The organism is [Mannheimia] succiniciproducens MBEL55E (assembly GCF_000007745.1).
Classification (GTDB): Bacteria; Pseudomonadota; Gammaproteobacteria; order Enterobacterales; family Pasteurellaceae; genus Basfia; species Basfia succiniciproducens.
The window spans coordinates 314,541-336,611 of record NC_006300.1 but is presented as its reverse complement, the minus strand read 5'-3'; the positions used below and the strand labels follow the sequence as shown (position 1 = coordinate 336,611).

The window sequence follows — 22,071 nt, the reverse complement described above, 5'->3', positions numbered from 1 at the left end:
CCGACTAATGCAATCAATTAAAATCATTGCCGGCAATGGCGAACAATACATGATTGATCACGAATTGTGGCAACGCAATCAACAGCAGCAACATGTATTGTTACGCTATCTTGCCGTACCCATCAAAGAGGAAGAGCAAAAACTATGGCTTGCCATTGATAATGTAGAAAATATCGCCGCTTGCGAAACCTTTTCCTTTTTAACCGGCAAAATTGTTGAACCCGTATTAGTCAGTAACGAAACCTTAAAATCATTATTGCAACCGGATGAACCGCAATCATTAAGTATTGAAGAAACATCATTGATTTATACGGAAAGCCTCTCTCAAAATAAGGAAAATAAAAATACCGACGAACCTATTATCCGTTTATTAAATAATATTTTTGAGAGCGCCCTAAGTAAAAATGCCTCCGATATTCATTTCGAGCCGCAAAAAAACCAGCTTCGGATTCGTTTTAGGATTGACGGTGTGTTGCAACAACAAACACCCGTTAATCTTTCTTTAGCAGGGCGCATTATTTCAAGATTAAAACTGTTGGCAAAATTAGATATCAGCGAAACCCGCTTACCGCAAGACGGACGTTTTGATTTCAAAACCACCTTCGCCGAAACCCTGGATTTTCGTATATCGACCCTTGCCACCAGTAACGGTGAAAAAATCGTGCTGCGTTTACAACAAAATAAACCGGTGGATTTCAGCTTTGAACAACTTGGTATGGAGCCTGCGCAACAACAAAAACTCGAACAAGCACTTAATCAGCCGCAAGGCTTAATTTTAGTGACCGGCCCGACCGGTAGCGGGAAAAGTATCACCCTTTATACGGCGCTGCAATGGCTTAATAGCGCCTCAAAGCATATAATGACGGCGGAAGATCCCATTGAAATTGAACTTGAAGGGATTATTCAAACCCAAATACAGCCTCAAATAGGCTTGAGTTTCAGCCGACTGCTGCGCACATTTCTACGTCAGGATCCGGATGTCATTATGCTAGGTGAAATCCGTGATGATGAAAGTGCTCAAATGGCATTACGTGCAGCGCAAACCGGGCATTTGGTTCTATCCACCTTGCATACTAACAATGCTTACTCCGCAATTTCACGCTTATTGCAACTGGGAATTAAACAGCATGAAATCGATAATAGCCTGCTCCTTATTATCGCCCAACGCTTAGTGCGAAAGCGTTGCCAAAAGTGCGGTCAATTTTCCGAAAATTTTATCAACTGCGACTGTCATCAAGGTTACCGAGGACGTATCGGCATTTATCAGTTTCTTCATCCCCGGTGGCAAGCTCAGAAATGGCAATATGTCACGGATTTTCCTTCCCTTTATCAGGCGGCAAAAAACAAAGTACAACAACAAATTACCGATAAGCAGGAATTATTGCGCGTATTAGGAAGTGAAAAATGACATTAAAACGCTATCGCTGGAAAGCTCTCAATCGGCTAAAACAAACCCAATCAGGCTTTATTCTGGCGGAATCGGACATTCAGGCAAAACAAAACCTGCTGGCGCGAAATTTATATGAAATCAAGCTGCAACAAGATTGGCAACTTAGGTACAAAGTAAGCAATGCAGAAATTTGTGATGTGCTGAACCAACTGGCGACATTATTGGATGCTCAAATCCCCTTAAAAGAAAGCCTGCATATTCTTATCCAAAATTGCAGTTCGATTCCGTTGAATCAATGGCTGCGCAATTTATTATCGCAATTGGAACGCGGCTTTGCTTTTTCCAAGTCCATTGAACTGCAAGGATTATATCTCTCAGCCCAAGAGTTACAGTTGATTAAAGTAGGTGAAATGAGCGGAAAACTAAGTTATGTTTGCAGCCAAATTGCTCATTTTCGCCAACAGCAATTGGCATTACAACGCAAAATACAAAAAATTCTGCTTTACCCTTTGGTGGTGCTTGTTATATCTGCGACGCTAACATTATTGCTATTAATATTTATCGTACCTCAATTTGCCGAAATGTATCAGGATAACAACCAAGATCTCCCGTTCATCACTAAATTTTTGTTAGTTTTATCGCACAGTTTAACTCATTATATTTGGTATATAATCGGTGTCGCCACATTAACTTTTATATTTATCAAAAAACAGTGGCGTCATTCAATATGGTTATATAAATGCGCCCAACAACTCATGGCATTAATGCCGCTCATAAGTACCATTAAACAGCAGGCAAGGCTGATTAATTTCTGTCGCAGCCTGCAATTAATGTTAAACGCAGGTATTCCGCTACAACAAGGATTGCAGGCTTTTCTGCCGCAGATCAAAACATGGCAAAACACCGGCGCTTTGCCCGGTGATCTTATCTTAGTTGAAGAAGTTCAAGCTATTTTACATTGGATAAAGCAAGGTTACGGCTTTTCTAACAGCGTAGGAAGCCGTCTGTTTCCTCAACAGGCACAACAAATTTTGCAGGTGGGTGAAAGTTCCGGTCAACTAAGCAACATTCTGCAAAAAATTGCCGACGATTATCAGCAACAACTTGATCACAAAATCGATTTGCTTTCCCAATTGCTCGAACCTTTTCTAATGCTGCTCATCGGCATTATCATTGGTGTAATTATGCTCGGAATGTATCTTCCTATTTTTAATATGGGGAATATAATGTGAGTAATTTATATCTTGTGTTTTTCGCTTGTTTGCTTGGTTACTTAACCTATTACTATTTAAGCAATTTTCGAACAAAACTGCATAAGGATATTTATTACGCCTTTTACCAAATATTTCCGCAAAAACAACCGCACTTTACCATTGAACAAGCCGACCAAGCAGGTCAATTAAGTCCGCTTTCCCTTGCCAATCAATGGATTTATATCGGGGTCTCAATTGTACTTTGTTCTATCATACAAACCTTGACAAAAGACTTAACGCTCACCTGTTTTTACATGAGCTATCTTGTTTTATTGTTTATTATCGGCAAACTCGATTGGCATTATCAGCTCATTGAACCTGCTTTATGCCAGTTGTTGCTGTTAATTCTGTCAGGCGCAAGTTATTTCCGCCTAATTTCCAATTCTTTGGAAGATGTTGTTGAAAGTGCGGTAATTTCTTTTGTTATTTTTTATCTTGTATACCACATAAGCAAACTTTGCTACAAAAAAGAAGTATTCGGGCAGGGCGATTATTGGCTAATCAGCGCATTATCCGCAGGTTTATCCTGGCGGGATATTCCGCTGATGATAAGCCTTGCCTGCCTTTTAGCCTTATTTTATGCTTTAATTTATAACCGCCTCCTAGCCCACACAAAAATCAGCCTTGTTCCTTTCGCGCCTTTTCTCTGTACCGCTAACCTTGTGACTCTTTTTATAAAGATGTTAATATGAAGAACAATCAATAAAAAGGACAAAATATGGCTTATATCGTAGGTTTAACCGGTGGCATTGGCAGTGGCAAAAGTACCATCGCCGATCTTTTTATGGAATTAGGCGTACCCGTTGTTGATGCCGACGAGGTATCCCGCCGGCTTGTCGAAAAAGGTTCGCCTTTACTGAGCAAAATAGCGACGCATTTCGGTGCGGATATTCTCACAAACGGCGGCGAACTCAACCGCAGCAAATTACGGGAAATTATCTTCAACCGACCCGAACAAAAAAATTGGCTGAATGCCCTTTTACATCCGGCGATTAATGAGGAAATGCAACGCCAATTACAGGCGCAACAAGCGCCTTATGTTTTATTCGTTGTACCTTTGCTCATTGAAAATAACCTCATGTCGCTTTGCGATCGCATTCTTATTATTGATGTGTCGCCGCAAACCCAGCTTGAACGCGCGACCAAGCGGGATAAAAATCAGCGGGAACTCATTCAACAAATTATGAATTCTCAAGTGAGCCGTGAAAAACGTTTAACCTTCGCCGATGATATTATCAATAATGACGAGGATTTTGCGCAAAACGGCGACCGCATCAAACAAAAAGTGTTAGAATTACATCAGCGATACTTACAACTTGCTCAACAAAAGAGTTCAACATATGACAACAAAAACGACAGATGAAACCTTTACCGTTGACTGCCCTATTTGCAAAAAGGCGGTAATTTGGTCCCCGCAAAGCCCTTATCGTCCTTTTTGTAGCAAACGCTGCCAATTAATCGATTTAGGCGAATGGGCGGCGGAAGAAAAAGCCATTCCTTGTGAAAACGCAGACTTTGCAATGGATCCGGAAAATAACGAAGATTGGGCAAAACATTAAATTAGGAATAAACTCAATGAAAATTCAGCATACGGAAGATCAACAACAAGGCGAATTTTTTATTCTTTCGGAAACCGGTGAAAAAGTTGCTAAACTCACCTATTTCTATCAATCGCCTCGGGTAATTAACGCCAACCATACTTACGTATCCGACAGCTTACGCGGGCAAGGTATAGCGGATAAACTTTATCAGGCGTTAATTCAGCTGATTAAAGAAAAACGGCTTGAATTAATACCGAGTTGTAGTTACATTGCTAAAAAATGGCGGCGGGACCACCAAAAATCCTGAATTTACCTATATTTTGCATAGAAAAAGTGCGGTTGAGATTTTAAAAAATTATGCTAAAATCTACCGCACTTTTATTTTCACCATAAAAGTCAAGTTCGGATGAAGGTAGCTGGAGAGTGGGGAATTAACCCTACGCCGACGATGAAAAATCTTTCAGGCGCAAAGTAATTTGCAAGGACTGTTACTGGACGAACCCTTGGAGAGATCCAATGTGCTTAGCACAAAATGGACGCCGAAGGCGCAAAAGTGCGGTCAATTTTGACCGATTTTCTTGAAACGCTCAGGCAAAAGGACAGGGGCAAGAGATAATTCGGTTGAATCTGATCACTCACACTTGAGCGTATTGCTTTTTTATCACCATTTCTTTTCGCCTCCTTGTATATTTTGAAGTTTACGAGGAATCAACATAATGTCGTTAGAAACGATTTTATCATCAATCGACTCTTTTATTTGGGGTCCGCCGCTTTTAATTTTACTTTCCGGTACAGGTTTATATTTGACTTTACGTCTCGGCTTTTTGCAAATTCGCCATTTGCCGAGAGCATTCGCTTATATGTTCAAAAAAGAGGAAGGCAATCACCAAAGAGGTGACGTTTCCGCATTTCAGGCTTTATGTACCGCACTTTCCGCAACAATCGGAACGGGAAATATTGTCGGTGTAGCCACAGCGATTCAGGCGGGCGGCCCGGGCGCTATGTTCTGGATGTGGTTAGTGGCGTTACTTGGTATGTCCACCAAATATGCGGAATGTTTACTGGCGGTAAAATACCGTGTTCGCGATAAAAACGGTTTCATGGCGGGCGGCCCGATGTATTATATTGAACGTGGGCTTGGTATTAAATGGTTAGCTAAATTATTTGCCGTTTTTGGCGTGCTGGTAGCATTCTTTGGCATCGGTACCTTTCCGCAAATAAATGCTATTACTCATGCTATGAACGATACATTCAGCGTTCCCGTAACTATCAGTGCGGCAATTATCACCATTCTTGTAGCGGCGATTATTTTAGGCGGTGTAAAACGCATTGCCGCGGTTTCCTCTTACATTGTACCGTTTATGGCGGTGTTATATGTTACTACCTCATTGATTATTTTATTAATTAATGCGGATAAAGTGCCTTCAGCACTTGCCTTGATCATTGAAAGCGCCTTTAACCCGGAAGCAGCATTAGGCGGTGCTTTGGGTTTCACAGTTATGAAAGCTATTCAGTCCGGTGTGGCCCGCGGTATTTTCTCTAACGAATCAGGTTTAGGTAGCGCGCCTATCGCAGCTGCGGCTGCACATACCAAAGAACCGGTGCGCCAAGGTTTGATTTCAATGACGGGAACCTTCCTTGATACCATTATCGTATGTTCAATGACCGGCTTGGTTTTAGTCATTACCGGTGCGTGGCAATCTTCGGATATGGCGGGCGCGGCGGTAACCAACTACGCTTTCAGCCAAGGTTTGGGTACGAATATCGGTGCTACTATTGTCACCGTCGGGTTATTATTTTTCGCATTTACCACTATTTTAGGCTGGTGTTATTACGGCGAACGTTGTTTCGTTTATTTGGTCGGAATCAAAGGTATCAAGCTTTACCGCACGGCTTTCATTATCTTAGTTGCTTGCGGTGCATTTATTAAACTTGATTTAATCTGGATTCTGGCGGATATCGTAAACGGTTTAATGGCATTCCCTAACTTAATCGCCTTAATTGGCTTACGTAAGGTTATCGTCAGCGAAACAAAAGATTACTTTATGCGTTTAAAAACAAATAATTACAGTTTAGACGATAATGAAGAACAAATAGTGAACAGCTAATCCGGAAATAAAATAAAAAAGGGCTCGATAATTCGCTTATATCGAGCCCAATAACTTTCAAATCATAGCAACTTTTTTAAATAAAAAAATAACTTTTTTGTAAAACTTCTACATAGATCATATTTTGAAAACTTTCTTAAATGATTACGAATAAAGTACTTGAAAAGTCTCACGGAGGTAGCTATTTTGTAATCAAGGATTCAAACCAGAGTTGTAAAACTCATTACTCATAGAACGAGGTAAATGCTATGACACTAAATATCACAAGTAAACAAATGGACATTACTCCCGCAATTCGTACCCACGTAGAAGAGAGACTTGCAAAATTAGAAAAATGGCACACTCAGTTAATTAATCCCCATTTCATTTTGAGCAAGATTCCAAACGGTTTCCAAGTCGACGCCTCAATCGGCACTCCAATAGGCAATCTGCAGGCTACCGCTCAATCGGATGATATGTATAAAGCAATTAATGAAGTTGAAGAAAAATTAGAAAAACAATTGAATAAATTGCAGCATAAAGATGAATCTCGCAGAGCAAGCGAACGTTTAAAAGATTCTTTTGAATAATAATTGTAATTGTTAAAATTTAATTTGAAGAAGGCGGTAGCATACCGCCTTCATTTTTATGGTAATTTTAATCAGACGATACTTTTTCTTCGTGTTTTACTTCGTCCCAAAGCATATCCATTTCCATTAACGAACTTTCGGTAGCGGTCTTATTCTGTTGCCGTAATTTATCTTCAACTGCGCGGAAACGCCGCTCAAATTTATGATTTGCCTTGCGCAAACTTTCTTCAGCCTGACATTTTAAATGGCGGCTTAAATTAACCACTGCAAAAAGTAAATCACCTATTTCTTCTTCTAATTTTGCTTGTTGAGGTGCCGGACAATTAATTTCCTGTGTTACTTCCTCAAGTTCTTCCTCAACTTTAGCAATAACCGGCGCAACCTGCTGCCAATCAAATCCCGCTTTGGCACATTTTTTCTGTAATTTTTCCGCTCTCAATAATGCGGGGAAAGAAAACGGCACATTATCTAAAATAGACGTATGGGCTTGATTTTTCGCTTCCCGCGCTTTCATTTCATTCCAGTTTCTTAAAGCGGCATGTTCGTCAGCAGCTTCTTTATCGCCAAACACATGAGGATGACGGTAAATTAATTTTTCCGCAATATCATTAACCACATCGTCAAAGGTGAATTTATTTTCTTCCGCCGCCAGTTGGCTTAAAAAGACCACTTGCATCAGTAAATCACCCAGTTCTTCCCTTAAATCCGCCGTATTCTTCTGTTGGATTGCCTCCACGACTTCATAACTTTCTTCAATTAGACAGGGAATCATAGATTCATAGAATTGTTTCAGATCCCAAGGGGCAACCGCCGTCCGGATCCCGCAATTTAGCAACGATATTTTTTAACTCCTGAATATTACGTGACATATCATCCTTCTTTTTATTTAGCAATTTCTTCATCAATTTTTGCCGATCATAACATAATCCGTATAATTCCCCCACCCATAAAAAATGTTGTAAAACGTGATCTAGTGCAAATTTTTTCTGCATGACTAATGATAGTATTATTATCAACCAAAGAGGTTTAACCCTAGATCAAAAAAGGAGTAAATTATGTATAAACATATATTAGTAGCTGTTGATCTTTCCGATGAAAGCTCCGTAATTTTGAAAAAAGCGGCTGATATTGCAAAACGACATGAAGCTAAACTTTCAATTATTCATGTTGATGTAAATTTCTCTGATCTTTATACAGGGTTAATTGATGTCAATATGTCTTCGATGCAGGATCGTATATCAACCGAAACTCAACAGGCTTTATTGGAATTATCCGAACAGGCAGGTTACCCGATTACCGAAAAATTAAGCGGCAGCGGCGACTTAGGACAGGTATTATCCGATGCTATCGATCAATATGATGTTGACTTGTTGGTTACCGGCCACCACCAAGACTTCTGGAGTAAATTAATGTCCTCAACCCGTCAATTAATGAACAATATTAAAATTGATATGTTGGTCGTGCCGTTACGTGATGAAGATTAATCAAAACAAAACTTTTTAAATTCCGACCGCACTTTCACTCCCAAATGGAAGTGCGGTTTATTTTTTCATTTTATAGATGTAACCGTTGCCTGAAATAACACAAAAAGGCGTTCTATAAATCGCAAAAATGTGTAACAATAAAGCATATTATTAAACAAAATAGAACCAGCAAGGTTTATATAAATGAAAACAACAGCTCAAATTAGACAATCCTATTTAGATTTTTTCCATAGTAAAGGTCACCAAGTCGTTGAGAGTAGTTCTCTTGTTCCTCATAATGACCCTACCCTATTATTTACCAATGCCGGAATGAACCAATTCAAAGACGTTTTCCTAGGAATGGATAAACGCCCTTATACCCGAGCCACCACAGCGCAACGTTGCGTACGCGCAGGCGGTAAACATAACGACCTGGAGAATGTCGGTTATACGGCCCGTCATCACACATTCTTTGAAATGTTAGGTAACTTTAGTTTCGGTGATTATTTTAAACATGATGCGATTGCCTACGGTTGGGAGTTTTTGACTTCTCCGCAATGGCTTGGTCTGCCGAAAGAAAAATTATATGTTACCGTCTATGAAACCGATGACGAAGCTTATGATATCTGGAACAAAGAAGTAGGCGTGCCTGCCGATCACATTATTCGTATTGGTGACAACAAAGGCGCGCCTTATGCGTCGGATAATTTCTGGGCAATGGGTGACACGGGTCCTTGCGGTCCTTGTACCGAAATTTTCTATGATCACGGTGAACACATTTGGGGCGGTTTACCGGGCACGCCCGAAGAAGACGGCGACCGTTATATCGAAATCTGGAACATCGTATTTATGCAATTTAACCGCCATGCCGACGGCACAATGGAAAAATTACCAAAACCATCCGTAGATACGGGTATGGGGTTAGAACGTATTGCGGCGGTACTCCAACATGTTAATTCAAACTATGATATTGATATTTTCCAAACACTAATCAAAAAAGTGGCACAATTAACCGGTGAAAAAGATTTAACCAACAAATCATTACGCGTAATCGCCGACCATATTCGCTCTTGCGCCTACTTAATTGCCGACGGCGTAATGCCTTCCAATGAAGGCAGAGGTTATGTATTGCGGCGCATTATCCGTCGCGCAGTTCGCCATGGTCATTTACTGGGTGCTAAAGAAACATTCTTCTACAAATTAGTGCCGACCTTAGCGGACGTGATGGAACATGCCGGCGAAATCGTTAACCAAAAACGCGCGTTAATCGAAAAAACCTTAAAAGCGGAAGAAGAACAGTTCGCTCGCACTCTTGAACGCGGTTTATTGCTATTAGACGACGCTTTATCACAAGTAAAGGATAACGTACTTTCCGGTGACGTAGCCTTTAAATTATACGATACCTACGGTTTCCCGTTGGATTTAACCGCCGATGTTTGTCGCGAACGCAATATTACTATTGATGAAAAAGGTTTTGAGCGTGAAATGCAGGCTCAACGAGCCCGAGCTCAGGCAAGCAGTAATTTCGGCGTTGACTACAACAATGTCATTAAAGTTGACGGACAAACAGAATTCAAAGGCTATGAAACCACTTCTTTAAGTAGTGCCAAAGTTGTCGCTCTATTTACCGACGGAAAATCCGTTGAACGCGTTCAATCCGGTGAAAATGCCGTAGTTATTTTAGACCGAACACCATTTTACGGAGAATCAGGCGGCCAAATCGGCGATACCGGTTATATTGCGACGGACTTAGCGGCTTTTCGTATTAATGACACACAGAAATACGGTCAGGTAACCGGTCATATCGGACAACTGGAATCAGGTTCATTATCTGTGGGCGACACCGTTAGTGCGCAAGTGGATACCGAACGACGTCTCGCAGTTGCAGCAAACCACAGTGCGACCCACTTATTGCACGCGGCATTACGCAAAGTATTGGGTGATCATGTAGCGCAAAAAGGGTCATTAGTTTCAGAATCCGCCTTGCGTTTCGACTTCATCCAACCGGAGGCCATCAGCAAAGAACAAATTATCGAAATTGAAGCCATTGTCAACCGTCAAATCCGCGAAAATATCAGCGTCACTACGGAAGTGATGGATATTGAGGCGGCCAAACAAAAAGGTGCGATGGCATTATTCGGTGAAAAATACGGCGATTTGGTTCGAGTTGTCGGTATGACCGGCTTTTCTATCGAGCTTTGCGGCGGTACCCATGTTAAACGTACCGGCGATATAGGTTTATTCAAAGTCGTATCTGAAAGCGCAATTGCCGCCGGTATTCGCCGTATTGAAGCGGTGACGGCGGAAAATGCGATTAATTGGTTGAATAACCAACAAAATATTCTTAATCAAAGTGCCGATTTATTAAAATCCGATACGGCGTCTTTGGTCGAAAAAATCCAGCAATTACAAGATAAAGCTAAAAAAGCTGAAAAAGAATTGCAGCAATTAAAAGAAAAAGCGGCAATGCAGGCGGGCTCCGATTTAGCTAAAAGTGCGGTCAAAATTAACGATATTTCTGTCATTGTTCAACAACTTGACGGTATTGAAACAAAATCGTTACGCGTTATGGTTGATGACCTTAAAAATCAGCTTGGATCCGGCGTTATTGTATTTGCATCGGTAGTTGAAGATAAAGTAAATCTGATCGTCGGAGTTACGGCAGATTTAACCGGCAAAGTTAAAGCCGGCGAACTTGTTAATCTAATGGCTCAACAAGTAGGCGGTAAAGGCGGCGGTCGTCCCGACATGGCAATGGCCGGCGGTTCTCAACCGGAAAACGTCGGTGCCGCATTATCCGCTTGTTCCGATTGGTTGGAAAGTAATCTTTAACTGATTTTTGAGTAGGGTTTATGAATTTTTACAATAAATCATGAACCCTAATACTCAATAAGAAAATTCACTGCTTATTATCTGAGTAGCGATATTTGGGTTTAGTAAAACAATAAGGATATTGCAGACAAAAACGGATTATCAATAGGTGAGGAGGTCTGTATGCTGATATTAACCCGTAAAGTTGGCGAGAGCCTGCTCATCGGTGATGACATATCTATCACAATTTTAAACGTACGTGGTAATCAGGTGAAAATTGGTGTAAACGCACCTAAAGATGTATCTGTTCATCGTGAGGAAATTTATCAACGTATCAAACAAGCGGAAGAGAAAGAGTCAACCTCTTAACGCTAATATACAGGAGATGTTATGACTAAATTAACTTGTTTTAAAGCCTATGATATTCGAGGTCGCTTAGGCGATGAACTTAACGCAGATATCGTTTATCGTATTGGTCGCGCTTTCGGCCAGTTTTTGAAACCAACAACCATTGTTGTAGGCGGTGATGTTCGATTAACCAGTAAAGAATTAAAAAGTGCGGTGACAAACGGCCTGTTAGACTCCGGCGTAAACGTCATCGACTTAGGTGAAGTGGGTACGGAAGAAATTTACTTTGCCACTTCTTTCTTAAAAGCGGACGGTGGTATTGAAGTAACCGCAAGTCATAATCCGATGGACTACAACGGATTAAAACTTGTTCGCGAAGGTTCCCGCCCAATCAGTGCGGATACCGGTCTTGCCGATATTCAACGTTTGGCGGAAGAAAACAACTTCCCTGCCGTGACCCAACGCGGTGTTTACAAACAACAATCGGTACTTGGCGAATATGTAGAACATTTATTGTCTTACATTAACTTGGATAACTTAAAACCGATGAAATTGGTAATCAACTCGGGTAATGGCGCGGCCGGTCATGTTATTGACGCCATCGAAGCGCAATTTAAAGCCCGTCGCGTACCTGTTGAATTTATCAAAGTGCATAATAATCCGGACGGTACCTTCCCGCACGGTATTCCTAATCCGTTACTTCATGAAAACCGTCAAGACACAATTGATGCCGTGTTAGCGAATAAAGCCGATATGGGTATTGCATTTGACGGCGACTTTGACCGTTGCTTCTTATTTGATGAAACCGCTCAATTTATTGAAGGTTACTATATCGTCGGTCTGTTAGGTCAGGCATTCTTACAAAAACATAAAGGTGCCAAGATCATTTATGACCCACGTTTAATCTGGAACACTATTAAATTAGTGGAAGAAAACGGCGGCGAAGCGGTAATGTCCAAATCCGGTCACTCGTTCATTAAAGAAAAAATGCGTGCCATAGACGCAATCTACGGCGGTGAAATGAGCGCGCACCATTATTTCCGTGACTTTAACTACTGCGACAGCGGTATGATCCCATGGTTATTGGTAATGGAATTGGTTTGTACAACGGGCAAAACACTCGGTCAGTTAGTAAACGACAGCATTGATACCTATCCGTCACCGGGCGAAATCAACAGTAAATTAGCGGATGCCAAAACTGCAATTGCCCGAGTTCGCGCCGCTTATGAAAAAGATGCGGTAAGCGTGGACGAAACTGACGGTATCAGCATTGAATACCCGACATGGCGTTTTAACTTACGCAGTTCGAATACCGAACCTGTTGTACGTTTAAATCTTGAAACCCGTGGCGATAAAAAATTAATGACGGAAAAAACCGAAGAAATTCTGGCTTTGCTTCGTCAATAATTGGTAAAAATTTGTAAAAAATATACCGCACTTTTAAATAAAGTATTAAAGTGCGGTTCTTTTTATCTTTGATTTGAAAGGAAAAACCATGAAAGTTATTATCCCGGTAGCCGGTCTGGGTACGCGTATGTTACCTGCGACAAAAGCCATTCCTAAAGAAATGTTGACTTTAGTCGATAAACCTTTAATCCAATATGTGGTTAACGAATGCATTGCGGCGGGCGTTAAAGAAATCGTGTTAGTTACCCATTCGTCGAAAAATGCTATCGAAAACCATTTTGACACTTCATTTGAACTGGAAACCATGCTGGAAAAACGCGTTAAACGTCAGTTGCTTGAAGAAGTGCGTTCTATTTGCCCGAAAGACGTCACCATTATGCACGTACGTCAAGGTAATGCAAAAGGTTTAGGCCATGCCGTTTTATGCGGCCGCCCTGCCGTGGGTAACGAGCCTTTTGCCGTAGTATTACCGGACGTATTATTAGCCGAATTCACTGCAAACCAAAAAACGGAAAATCTATCGGCGATGATCAAACGCTTTAATGAAACCGGTTCAAGCCAAATCATGGTTGCACCTGTAGATCCTAAAGATGTGAGCAGCTACGGTATCGCAGACTGCAACGGCGCCGAATTCAGCGGTGGCGAAAGTGCGGTGATTTCCCGCATGGTCGAAAAACCGAGTCCGGAAAAAGCACCGTCAAACTTAGCTGTTGTCGGTCGTTACGTGTTCTCCGCCACCATTTGGGATTTATTGGAAAGAACACCGGTTGGTGTGGGCGATGAAATTCAATTAACCGATGCTATTGATATGTTAATCGCCAAAGAAACCGTTGAAGCCTTTCATATGACCGGCGAATCCTTTGACTGCGGCGATAAAATCGGCTACATGAAAGCTTTTGTCGAATACGGTATTCAGCACGAAAAATTAGGCAACGAATTTAAAAACTACTTAAAAGCGTTCGCTAAAACCCTGTAATTCTTAACATCAAAAGAAACTAAGCTTTACCGCTAAGGCTTAGTTTCTTTCTTATCGGTAAAATTATGCTGAACCCGGCTTCCTGCGATCTTTTCGCAATTCCTTATTTCCAGTTCGCTCAACTGAAAAAATACTGCCCGGAATTAATTCCGCAAATCAAAGCTGATTATAAACGAGAGTGGAATGAATGGAAAACCTGTATACTGCAGGTCTCAGAGGGGCTCGGTTCGCCTTTTGCCGAGCCTCATATTGAGAAATGGTGTAACGGTTGGCAGGTACGCGCCCATTTCTTTGCTTATTTCAAATATGAATTTAACAAAAATTCCGCCGCGATTTTGTCCGTTTTGCTGAATCGCCGTCGTTTGCAGGTGAGCCTGGATTGGCATTGTTATCGCGCGGATCGTTCGCAAATCAATCTTTCGCAATATAATCAATGGACGGAAGATTTTGATTTCCGGCAATTTGCCGATTTTGATATCTGGCGCGGCGATGAAAGCGAATATGCGGATTTTCGTCGGGTAAAACAACTTACCTCTCAGGATTTGAGTTTGCGCAGTGATGAGGATTTTTGGTGTATCGGTAAGAATGTGGAAAAAGCCGATTTGGCGGATATTGACGCCGTGGATTTTATCAGCCGGACCATTCGGGAATTATTGCCGTTATATGAAAAATGCCATCAATAAAACTTCACGAAAAATGACCGCACTTAGCCCTTTCTGAGCATTTTCTTTTCTTAAATTTTACGCTATTCTTTATAAGTTCATTCTGCCTGCAGCACTGAACTTAAATATAACAAGTGTTGTTTGTTTACCTCTCTAAGGACTTTCCATGAAAAAACTAATTTTAGCCACCGCGCTTTCTTCTGTCGCGGCGTTTACACAGGCGCAAATCGTGCCAAACGCAAACAGTGCGACGCACACTTATGAATTCACCCAAAGCTATGATTTGCAAGTACCGAAAGGTTCGAGCGGCGAAACCAAATTATGGGTACCGTTGCCTTTCAGCAATGATTATCAGGATGTCAAATCCGTCGAATTTGACGGTAACTATCAACAAGCCTATATCACGGAAAACAACCAATACGGCGCGAAGACCCTATTCGCCCTTTGGGATAAAGATGCGCAAAAACGCGATTTAAAGGTGAAATTAGTAGTCACCACTAAAGATCGCGAGCCGATGAAACAAGGTTTACTGGAAAATTATCAGGCGCCGGAAAATATCGAATATTCCGTAGACGTACAGCAATATTTAAAACCGACCCAACACATCAAAACCGACGGTATTGTGAAACAGTTCGCCGATAAAATAGTGGGTAAAGAAAGCAATCCGTTGAAAAAAGCGGAGATGATTCACCAATGGATTGTCAATAATATGGAACGGGATAATTCCGTCTTAGGCTGCGGTGACGGCGATGTGGAAAAAATTCTAACGACCGGCGTGTTAAAAGGCAAATGTACGGATATTAACTCCGTTTTTGTGGCCTTAGCCCGCGCTTCCGGTATTCCGGCCCGTGAGATTTTCGGTATTCGTTTAGGTCAGGCGGTTAAAATGGGCGAGTATTCCAAAGGCGCTTTTGGCAGCGCAAAAGATAAAGTTGCCAACGAAAACGGAGGTCAACATTGTCGGGCGGAATTCTATTTGGCTGGTTTCGGCTGGGTGCCGGTGGACTCTGCGGACGTGGCGAAATATCGCTTAACCGAGAATAAATCCGTGGAAGATAAAGATACTCAAGCGGTTTCGCAATATTTGTTCGGTAACTGGGAAGCTAACTGGATGGGCTTTAATCATGCACGGGATTTTAATCTCTACCCAATGCCGGAATTAGCGCCGCTTAATAACTTTGGTTATCCTTATGCGGAAGTAGGCGGCGATCCGTTAAATTCTTACGATGCCAAAAAGTTCGGTTATGAATTCACCTCAAAAGAGCTCTAACGCCAAATTCTGGGCGATTTGTACCACGGCGCTGACTGCCGCCGTGGCTTCAACTCTATGCTGTATCGGGCCGCTGATTTATTTGGCTTTCGGCCTGTCTTCTGCCTGGCTGATGGATTTAAGCGAATACAGTTATCTGCAAATTCCCATGCTGATTATTTCCCTGGTAACCTTTAGTTACGGATTCTGGTTGCTGAATTTTTCCGATAAAATCATCTGCACTAAATATTTATCCCGTCGGACATTGCAAATTTTATATTGGATTATGGCGCCGGTTATTCTCTTTTTCTTAAGTTATCCCTATGTTTTACCTTATATTCTGGAACTTTTAGAATGAAAAAAACTTTGCTTTTTTTGACCGCACTTTTATTCTCAGGTAGCGGTTTTGCCGCCGAACGCAATGTAACATTACATATTGAAGAAATGAACTGCCAGCTTTGTGTTTATTTGGTAAACAAAGAACTGCGCAATATTGACGGTGTAATCTCCACCAAAGCCAACTTCAACACCCGCTTGGTGAAAGTGGTCGCTGATGAAAAAGTGACCGACGAAATGATGATCAACGCCATTGATAAACTGCATTATCATGCGGTGGTGAAAAAATAGCCAGTCGCATTTTTGTAAAATTTAATTATTATCTGTAAATTTAACAAATATAAGTTAAAGATTAAGTAATACTAGGTAAATTTACTCGAAAAACTACTGCAAATCATTACACTGGGACTGGTTTATTGTCTGTCTATGATGGTAAAAGCCATTATAAAAGATAAACAGACTGTTCAGTCACCCAGTTTTTATCCGTTCGGATAATAAGCTGTTAAGTTAGGAAACCGGTGTTAATGATTGCAAAAAAAGAATATTACTATGGATTAGACCAGCTCAGAGCTTTGTTGATGTTAATCGGTGTATTGACGCATGCGGCGTCGGTCATCAGCCCTTTTTACCGATGGGATTACCATAGCGATAGATATCAGGATGCGCTAATTCATAATATCGTCCATGTTGCGCATTTTTTCCGAGTGGAAGCCTTCTTTCTGATTGCCGGTTTCTTTTCCGCTATGGTGTTGCTTAAAAAAGGAAAACATTATTTCTTAAAAGGGCGATACTTACGCGTTTTTATGCCGTTAATTTCTTCTATTCTGCTAATCAATACGTTTGAAGTCTGGTTTGTGGTTCGCCATGATATCACCCCCTGGGAAAATATCGGTATCGGAAATTTTATCGTACACGCCTGGTTCTTATTAACCCTAATGATAATTTCATTGGTTTGTTTATTACCGGTAGATAAATTTTTAGATTATTTAAGCGGGTTTAACCGGTTTATAAAACTGGGATTATTTATTTTTTATATGTATTTGCCTTTCGGCATTAAGTTCGTTCTGAATATGTTTGTTCCTATGGCGGATCATCCGTTGTTCTATTCATTCTATGGCTATCTGATAGAAAAAACCTTGTATTACAGCATTTACTTTTTTATCGGCTATATTATTTATCGTAGTGAAGCGGTACGTATATTTTTTAATAAAAAAACCGTTAAAGCGCTGCTGTGGGGAATAACAGTGACAGGCTTAACCTATCAAACCCTTACGATTGGCGAGGCGAAAGAAAGTTTACCTTTCACCATGCGCGCGATAAATGTTTTTATTCAGCACGCGTCTGCGATTTCCGTCAGTTTGTTATTATTTAATTTCTTCTTCAGCGCCTCTTTCCCGCCTTCCCGTTCCGTGGCGTTTTTAGTTCGTTCCGCTATCATCGTGTACTTGTTCCATCATCCGGTATTGATTGTACTGGGCTATTATTTCGATGTTCCCGGTATGACGCCTTTTGTTTATTTTATGATATTGGTCACTTGCGGATATCTGTTATCTTTCCTGAGCTATCTGATTATTAACGGCAACAAATTAACGCGGTTTTTATTCGGGCTGAAATAAAGCCCGTTTATAAAAGATAAACGGCTCTTTCAAGCCGAATTAAACGTCAATAACAAAATGTTCCGGATTTTTATGCATAAACCCATATTGATAGCCTAAAGCTCCGCCGATTCTCGCAAAATTTCTGTTAATCCCTATCAATTTACGCTATCCTATACCACATTTTCCAAGTATAAATTTGCCGCAAAAGTGCGGTTCATTTTTTCAAAGTTTTAAGGTAATACTATGCAAGAACAATATCGTCCTGATTTGCTTGAACAAGAAGTGCAAAAATACTGGCAGAATAATCAGACCTTCAAAGCAGTCAAAGACAGCAGCAAAGAAAAATATTATTGTTTATCAATGTTCCCTTATCCGTCCGGCCGCTTACATATGGGGCACGTACGTAACTATACGATTGCGGATGTGGTTTCCCGTTATCAACGAATGAACGGCAAAAACGTATTGCAACCGGTAGGTTGGGACGCTTTCGGTCTGCCTGCCGAAGGTGCGGCGGTAAAAAATAAAACCGCACCGGCAAAATGGACTTACGAAAATATCGATTACATGAAAAACCAGCTTAAAATGCTGGGTTTCTCATATGACTGGGATCGTGAAATCGCCACTTGCAAACCGGAATATTATAAATGGGAACAATGGTTTTTCACCGAGCTTTATAAAAAAGGTCTGGTGTACAAAAAAACCTCTGTGGTGAACTGGTGTCCGAATGACGAAACCGTACTTGCCAACGAACAGGTCCATGAAGGTTGCTGCTGGCGTTGCGACACGCCGGTAGAACAAAAAGAAATTCCGCAATGGTTTATTAAAATTACCGATTATGCGGAACAGTTATTAAGCGGTTTAGATACCCTTCCCGAATGGCCGGATATGGTGAAAACCATGCAACGCAACTGGATTGGCCGTTCCGAAGGGGTGGAGATTACTTTCAAAATTGAAAACAGCGACGAAACCGTCGCGGTTTACACTACCCGTCCGGATACCTTCTACGGCGTATCTTACATGGCGGTGGCGGCCGGTCATCCGTTAGCGGAAAAAGCGGCGCAAAATAACGCCGAATTAGCCCGTTTTATCCAGGAATGCAAAAATACCAAAGTAGCGGAAGCGGAACTTGCCACCATGGAAAAAAAAGGCATGGCTACCGGCATTAATGCGATTCACCCGATTACCGGCAAACCGGTGCCGGTATGGGTAGCTAACTTTGTGCTAATGCATTACGGTACGGGCGCGGTGATGGCGGTGCCTGCTCATGATCAGCGTGACTTTGAATTCGCAACTAAATACGGCTTGCCTATTAAACAGGTTATTGCACCGATGAACGGTGAAGAAATCGATTTAACTAAAGCCGCGTTTACCGAGCACGGTAAACTGGTGAATTCGGCGGAATTCGACGGTTTGGATTTTGAGGCCGCATTTAACGGTATTGCGGATAAACTGGAAAAAATGGGCGTAGGTAAACGCCAGGTGAATTACCGCTTACGAGACTGGGGCGTATCCCGTCAACGTTACTGGGGCGCACCGATTCCGATGCTGACTCTGGAAAACGGCGATGTGGTGCCGGCGCCATTGCAGGATTTACCGATCGTTCTTCCCGAAGACGTCGTAATGGACGGGGTAAAAAGCCCGATCAAAGCGGATCCGGACTGGGCGAAAACCAGTTATAACGGTCAACCCGCATTAAAAGAAACCGATACCTTCGATACCTTTATGGAATCTTCCTGGTACTATGCGCGCTACACCAGCCCGCAGTATCATGAAGGTATGCTGGATTCGGACGAGGCAAATTACTGGCTGCCCGTCGATCAATATATCGGCGGTATCGAACACGCCACTATGCACTTGCTTTATTTCCGTTTCTTCCACAAATTGTTACGTGACGCAGGCTTGGTTTCTACCGATGAACCTACTAAAAAATTACTTTGCCAAGGCATGGTATTAGCGGACGCTTTCTATTATACCAGCCCGACTAACGAACGTATTTGGGTGTCGCCAACCAAAGTAATGCTGGAACGTGATGAAAAAGGTCGTATTCTGAAAGCGACGGATGATGAAGGTCACGAATTGGTTCACGCCGGTATGACCAAAATGTCAAAATCCAAAAACAACGGTATCGACCCGCAGGAAATGGTGGAAAAATACGGCGCCGACACAGTACGTTTATTCATGATGTTTGCCTCCCCGGCAGAAATGACTTTGGAATGGCAGGAATCCGGCGTAGAAGGGGCTAAACGTTTCTTAGGGCGCTTATGGAATCTGGTATTTGAATATAATAAAAATCCGGTCAAAACGGCGCCGAATCCGACCGCACTTTCAAGTGCGCAAAAAGCGTTACGTCGTGATGTGCACAAAACCATTGCCAAAGTATCCGATGACATCGGCCGTCGCCAAACTTTCAACACGGCGATTGCGGCAATCATGGAATTAATGAATAAATTAACCCGTGCGCCGTTAACGGACGAACAGGATCGCGCGGTGATGGGCGAAGCCTTGAGTGCGGTAGTGCGTATGCTGTATCCGATCACCCCGCATATCTGCTTCCAATTATGGAAAGATCTAGGCAACGAGGATATCATCGATTTCGCTCCTTGGGTACAAGCGGACGAAGCAGCTATGATCGATGATGAAAAACTTGTTGTCGTGCAGGTAAACGGCAAGGTGCGCGGTAAAATTACGGTTCCGGCGGATATGGCGGAAGAAGAAATTAAACGGGTCGCACTTGCGGAAGAAAACGTACAAAAATTCCTGGACGGTTTAAATATCGTTAAAGTGATTTATGTACCGGGTAAATTATTAAGCTTCGTAGCAAAATAATTTAAAAAAATCGACCGCACTTTTCGTTTCAAACTAAAAGTGCGGTTAAAAATTTGAAGGTTTTCTATGTTAAAACAACTCAAAAAATTCACTTTTGTTACAGCTATTGCGGCGTTAACCGCTTGCGGTTTTCACTTTCAAAACGGTCAGTTAATTCCTCAGGAATTACAAACGCTGACTCTCGAAAGTTCGGATCAATACAGCGATATGGCGATGGCAATGCGCAAACAATTACAGCTTAACAACATCAATTTAGTCGAGGCGAGCCCCGATGTGCCCGTATTGCGATTAAACAAAACCTCCACCGACGACGAAGTGGTTTCGGTCTTCAAACAAGGTCGTGAAGCGGAAAAAATGTTGATGCTGGAAGTATCGGCAAGTGTAAAAATGCCTAACCGGGCGGCCTATCCGATTTCGGCAAAAGTAAACCGTACATTCTTTGATAACTCCCGCGCAGCCTTAGCAAAATCATCCGAAAAAGAAATTATATGGAACGATATGCGCGAACAGGCGGCCCGCCAGTTAATCAGCAAAATGGTGGCGCTACAGCATCAAATAAAAAACGATAAACAATAAGTATGTTGAAAGACAAAAAGACTTGGCCGCTCATTGAAGATCTTAATGTATTTCTTACCATCATACGTAAGAATAGTTTTTCCGGTGCGGCTAAGGAATTAGGGCAATCTAATTCTTATATCACCAAGCGTATCAATATTCTTGAAGACCATTTGCATACGTCTTTATTTTATCGCAATACAAGAAATATCAAACTCACCGCTGCTGGCGAATATGTACAAAACCAAGCTATTGCCATTATTGATAAAATGGATAGCTTAATGACCAACATCGTAGAAGACAAAAAAAGTATGTTTGGCCATTTACATATCTGTAGCTCTTTTGGTTTCGGGCGAACCCATCTGGCAAAACCTATTTCTCTTTTTGCTAAACAGCATCCTAATCTATCCCTTGATCTCACGTTAACCGATCATAAACTCGATCTTATTAAAGAAAATATTGATCTCGAAATTGCTGTAGGTAACGATTTAAATGATCGTTATTTTGCCAAAAAACTGGCAAATAACCGCCGTATCCTTTGCGCTTCACCTGACTATTTACAATCCTATGGATTACCTAAAAAAGTAGAACAGTTATCAAAGCATAATTGTCTCTTCTTAAAAGAGAAAAACAGTTCTTTTGGAGTGTGGAAATTGTTTAATGGAAAAATCTTAAAAAGCATTACGGTAAATGGCGGTTTAACTACCAATAATGGGGAGGTCATTTTACAATGGGCATTAGAAGGGCATGGTATTATCTATCGTAGCCTATGGGATGCGGAAAAATATCTTATCTCTGGTGAATTAGTACATATTTTGCCGGAATATTATGAAGATGCGCCAATCTGGGTTGTTTATCCAAACAAACTCAGCGAATCCTTAAAAACTGAGATCTTCGTTAATTTCTTAACCGAATATTTTGCTAAAAAAGAGCTAACAAAAAGCCATGATGAATAATAACACCATGGCTTTTGAATAAA

At 41.5% G+C, this 22,071-nt stretch carries 21 protein-coding genes, 1 pseudogene and 1 riboswitch; of the genes and pseudogenes, 21 read left to right on the top strand and 1 reads right to left on the bottom strand.

Translation table 11 applies throughout. The features are described 5' to 3' along the window. Positions 1 to 7 precede the first annotated feature (7 nt). From MS_RS01650 to raiA, 8 genes are all read left to right on the top strand, one after another. On the top strand, positions 8 to 1,408 hold the full coding sequence (locus tag MS_RS01650) for a GspE/PulE family protein (RefSeq protein WP_041639505.1): 1,401 nt from the start codon (positions 8 to 10) through the stop codon (positions 1,406 to 1,408). Continuing rightward, complete coding sequence (locus MS_RS01645) at positions 1,405 to 2,622, top strand: type II secretion system F family protein (RefSeq protein ID WP_041639504.1); 1,218 nt, start codon at positions 1,405 to 1,407, stop codon at positions 2,620 to 2,622. Before MS_RS01650 ends, MS_RS01645 begins: the two co-directional genes overlap by 4 nt. Continuing rightward, positions 2,619 to 3,335 (top strand): prepilin peptidase, encoded by a 717-nt coding sequence (locus MS_RS01640; RefSeq protein ID WP_011199542.1) that lies wholly within the window; start codon positions 2,619 to 2,621, stop codon positions 3,333 to 3,335. Before MS_RS01645 ends, MS_RS01640 begins: the two co-directional genes overlap by 4 nt. A gap of 26 nt (positions 3,336 to 3,361) precedes the next feature. Next, on the top strand, positions 3,362 to 4,006 hold the full coding sequence (gene coaE / locus MS_RS01635) for a dephospho-CoA kinase (protein WP_011199541.1): 645 nt from the start codon (positions 3,362 to 3,364) through the stop codon (positions 4,004 to 4,006). Continuing rightward, the gene (gene yacG, locus MS_RS01630; RefSeq protein WP_011199540.1) at positions 3,984 to 4,202 is read left to right on the top strand and encodes a DNA gyrase inhibitor YacG; all 219 of its coding nucleotides are present in this window, start codon (positions 3,984 to 3,986) and stop codon (positions 4,200 to 4,202) included. Before coaE ends, yacG begins: the two co-directional genes overlap by 23 nt. Positions 4,203 to 4,218: 16 nt before the next feature. After that, complete coding sequence (locus MS_RS01625; RefSeq protein WP_011199539.1) at positions 4,219 to 4,491, top strand: GNAT family N-acetyltransferase; 273 nt, start codon at positions 4,219 to 4,221, stop codon at positions 4,489 to 4,491. A 186-nt stretch (positions 4,492 to 4,677) separates the two neighbouring features. Beyond that, positions 4,678 to 4,797, top strand: a riboswitch (glycine riboswitch). 103 nt (positions 4,798 to 4,900) lie between these two features. Further along, positions 4,901 to 6,292 (top strand): alanine/glycine:cation symporter family protein, encoded by a 1,392-nt coding sequence (locus MS_RS01620; protein ID WP_011199535.1) that lies wholly within the window; start codon positions 4,901 to 4,903, stop codon positions 6,290 to 6,292. Between the two features lie 248 nt (positions 6,293 to 6,540). Next, the gene (gene raiA / locus MS_RS01615; RefSeq protein ID WP_011199534.1) at positions 6,541 to 6,861 is read left to right on the top strand and encodes a ribosome-associated translation inhibitor RaiA; all 321 of its coding nucleotides are present in this window, start codon (positions 6,541 to 6,543) and stop codon (positions 6,859 to 6,861) included. A gap of 67 nt (positions 6,862 to 6,928) precedes the next feature. Here the strand turns inward: raiA and mazG are convergent. Further along, a pseudogene (gene mazG / locus MS_RS01610) lies at positions 6,929 to 7,730 on the bottom strand (nucleoside triphosphate pyrophosphohydrolase). 186 nt (positions 7,731 to 7,916) lie between these two features. On the opposite strand from mazG, the gene uspA reads away from it, so the two are divergent. The 13 genes from uspA to MS_RS01545 all read left to right on the top strand — a co-directional run bounded on the left by uspA (position 7,917) and on the right by MS_RS01545 (position 22,048). Then, positions 7,917 to 8,345 carry a universal stress protein UspA gene (gene uspA / locus MS_RS01605; protein ID WP_011199531.1) on the top strand — a complete coding sequence of 143 codons (429 nt, stop codon included), beginning with the start codon at positions 7,917 to 7,919 and terminating at the stop codon, positions 8,343 to 8,345. 183 nt (positions 8,346 to 8,528) lie between these two features. Then, complete coding sequence (gene alaS / locus MS_RS01600) at positions 8,529 to 11,156, top strand: alanine--tRNA ligase (protein WP_011199530.1); 2,628 nt, start codon at positions 8,529 to 8,531, stop codon at positions 11,154 to 11,156. 162 nt (positions 11,157 to 11,318) lie between these two features. Then, on the top strand, positions 11,319 to 11,504 hold the full coding sequence (gene csrA / locus MS_RS01595; protein ID WP_011199529.1) for a carbon storage regulator CsrA: 186 nt from the start codon (positions 11,319 to 11,321) through the stop codon (positions 11,502 to 11,504). Positions 11,505 to 11,525: 21 nt separating this feature from the next. Then, positions 11,526 to 12,890: a phosphomannomutase/phosphoglucomutase gene (locus tag MS_RS01590; RefSeq protein WP_011199528.1), complete on the top strand. Its 1,365-nt coding sequence runs from the start codon at positions 11,526 to 11,528 to the stop codon at positions 12,888 to 12,890. A gap of 88 nt (positions 12,891 to 12,978) precedes the next feature. Continuing rightward, the gene (gene galU / locus MS_RS01585; protein WP_041639503.1) at positions 12,979 to 13,866 is read left to right on the top strand and encodes a UTP--glucose-1-phosphate uridylyltransferase GalU; all 888 of its coding nucleotides are present in this window, start codon (positions 12,979 to 12,981) and stop codon (positions 13,864 to 13,866) included. A gap of 65 nt (positions 13,867 to 13,931) precedes the next feature. Further along, entirely contained in the window at positions 13,932 to 14,549 is a 618-nt protein-coding gene (locus MS_RS01580; protein WP_011199526.1) for a glucose-6-phosphate 1-dehydrogenase family protein, read from the top strand. Between the two features lie 145 nt (positions 14,550 to 14,694). Then, complete coding sequence (locus tag MS_RS01575) at positions 14,695 to 15,798, top strand: transglutaminase-like domain-containing protein (RefSeq protein ID WP_011199525.1); 1,104 nt, start codon at positions 14,695 to 14,697, stop codon at positions 15,796 to 15,798. Next, a complete protein-coding gene (locus tag MS_RS01570; RefSeq protein ID WP_011199524.1) occupies positions 15,773 to 16,135 on the top strand; it encodes a mercuric transporter MerT family protein in 363 nt (120 codons plus the stop codon). The genes MS_RS01575 and MS_RS01570 overlap by 26 nt, the downstream gene beginning before the upstream one ends. Continuing rightward, on the top strand, positions 16,132 to 16,404 hold the full coding sequence (locus MS_RS01565) for a heavy-metal-associated domain-containing protein (RefSeq protein ID WP_011199523.1): 273 nt from the start codon (positions 16,132 to 16,134) through the stop codon (positions 16,402 to 16,404). The genes MS_RS01570 and MS_RS01565 overlap by 4 nt, the downstream gene beginning before the upstream one ends. Positions 16,405 to 16,637: 233 nt before the next feature. Next, on the top strand, positions 16,638 to 17,729 hold the full coding sequence (locus tag MS_RS01560; RefSeq protein WP_041639500.1) for an acyltransferase family protein: 1,092 nt from the start codon (positions 16,638 to 16,640) through the stop codon (positions 17,727 to 17,729). A 225-nt stretch (positions 17,730 to 17,954) separates the two neighbouring features. After that, entirely contained in the window at positions 17,955 to 20,537 is a 2,583-nt protein-coding gene (leuS, locus tag MS_RS01555) for a leucine--tRNA ligase (protein ID WP_011199520.1), read from the top strand. 66 nt (positions 20,538 to 20,603) lie between these two features. Next, complete coding sequence (lptE, locus tag MS_RS01550) at positions 20,604 to 21,113, top strand: LPS assembly lipoprotein LptE (RefSeq protein WP_011199519.1); 510 nt, start codon at positions 20,604 to 20,606, stop codon at positions 21,111 to 21,113. A gap of 2 nt (positions 21,114 to 21,115) precedes the next feature. After that, entirely contained in the window at positions 21,116 to 22,048 is a 933-nt protein-coding gene (locus tag MS_RS01545) for a LysR family transcriptional regulator (RefSeq protein WP_011199518.1), read from the top strand. Positions 22,049 to 22,071 lie beyond the last annotated feature (23 nt).

Bases quoted from the DNA above. Each gene is read 5' to 3' on its own strand.
- MS_RS01650 (WP_041639505.1), top strand. From the start codon at position 8: ATGCAATCAATTAAAATCATTGCCGGCAATGGCGAACAATACATGATT.
- MS_RS01645 (WP_041639504.1), top strand. From the start codon at position 1,405: ATGACATTAAAACGCTATCGCTGGAAAGCTCTCAATCGGCTAAAACAA.
- coaE (WP_011199541.1), top strand. From the start codon at position 3,362: ATGGCTTATATCGTAGGTTTAACCGGTGGCATTGGCAGTGGCAAAAGT.
- yacG (WP_011199540.1), top strand. From the start codon at position 3,984: ATGACAACAAAAACGACAGATGAAACCTTTACCGTTGACTGCCCTATT.
- MS_RS01625 (WP_011199539.1), top strand. From the start codon at position 4,219: ATGAAAATTCAGCATACGGAAGATCAACAACAAGGCGAATTTTTTATT.
- MS_RS01620 (WP_011199535.1), top strand. From the start codon at position 4,901: ATGTCGTTAGAAACGATTTTATCATCAATCGACTCTTTTATTTGGGGT.
- raiA (WP_011199534.1), top strand. From the start codon at position 6,541: ATGACACTAAATATCACAAGTAAACAAATGGACATTACTCCCGCAATT.
- uspA (WP_011199531.1), top strand. From the start codon at position 7,917: ATGTATAAACATATATTAGTAGCTGTTGATCTTTCCGATGAAAGCTCC.
- alaS (WP_011199530.1), top strand. From the start codon at position 8,529: ATGAAAACAACAGCTCAAATTAGACAATCCTATTTAGATTTTTTCCAT.
- csrA (WP_011199529.1), top strand. From the start codon at position 11,319: ATGCTGATATTAACCCGTAAAGTTGGCGAGAGCCTGCTCATCGGTGAT.
- MS_RS01590 (WP_011199528.1), top strand. From the start codon at position 11,526: ATGACTAAATTAACTTGTTTTAAAGCCTATGATATTCGAGGTCGCTTA.
- galU (WP_041639503.1), top strand. From the start codon at position 12,979: ATGAAAGTTATTATCCCGGTAGCCGGTCTGGGTACGCGTATGTTACCT.
- MS_RS01580 (WP_011199526.1), top strand. From the start codon at position 13,932: ATGCTGAACCCGGCTTCCTGCGATCTTTTCGCAATTCCTTATTTCCAG.
- MS_RS01575 (WP_011199525.1), top strand. From the start codon at position 14,695: ATGAAAAAACTAATTTTAGCCACCGCGCTTTCTTCTGTCGCGGCGTTT.
- MS_RS01570 (WP_011199524.1), top strand. From the start codon at position 15,773: ATGAATTCACCTCAAAAGAGCTCTAACGCCAAATTCTGGGCGATTTGT.
- MS_RS01565 (WP_011199523.1), top strand. From the start codon at position 16,132: ATGAAAAAAACTTTGCTTTTTTTGACCGCACTTTTATTCTCAGGTAGC.
- MS_RS01560 (WP_041639500.1), top strand. From the start codon at position 16,638: ATGATTGCAAAAAAAGAATATTACTATGGATTAGACCAGCTCAGAGCT.
- leuS (WP_011199520.1), top strand. From the start codon at position 17,955: ATGCAAGAACAATATCGTCCTGATTTGCTTGAACAAGAAGTGCAAAAA.
- lptE (WP_011199519.1), top strand. From the start codon at position 20,604: ATGTTAAAACAACTCAAAAAATTCACTTTTGTTACAGCTATTGCGGCG.
- MS_RS01545 (WP_011199518.1), top strand. From the start codon at position 21,116: ATGTTGAAAGACAAAAAGACTTGGCCGCTCATTGAAGATCTTAATGTA.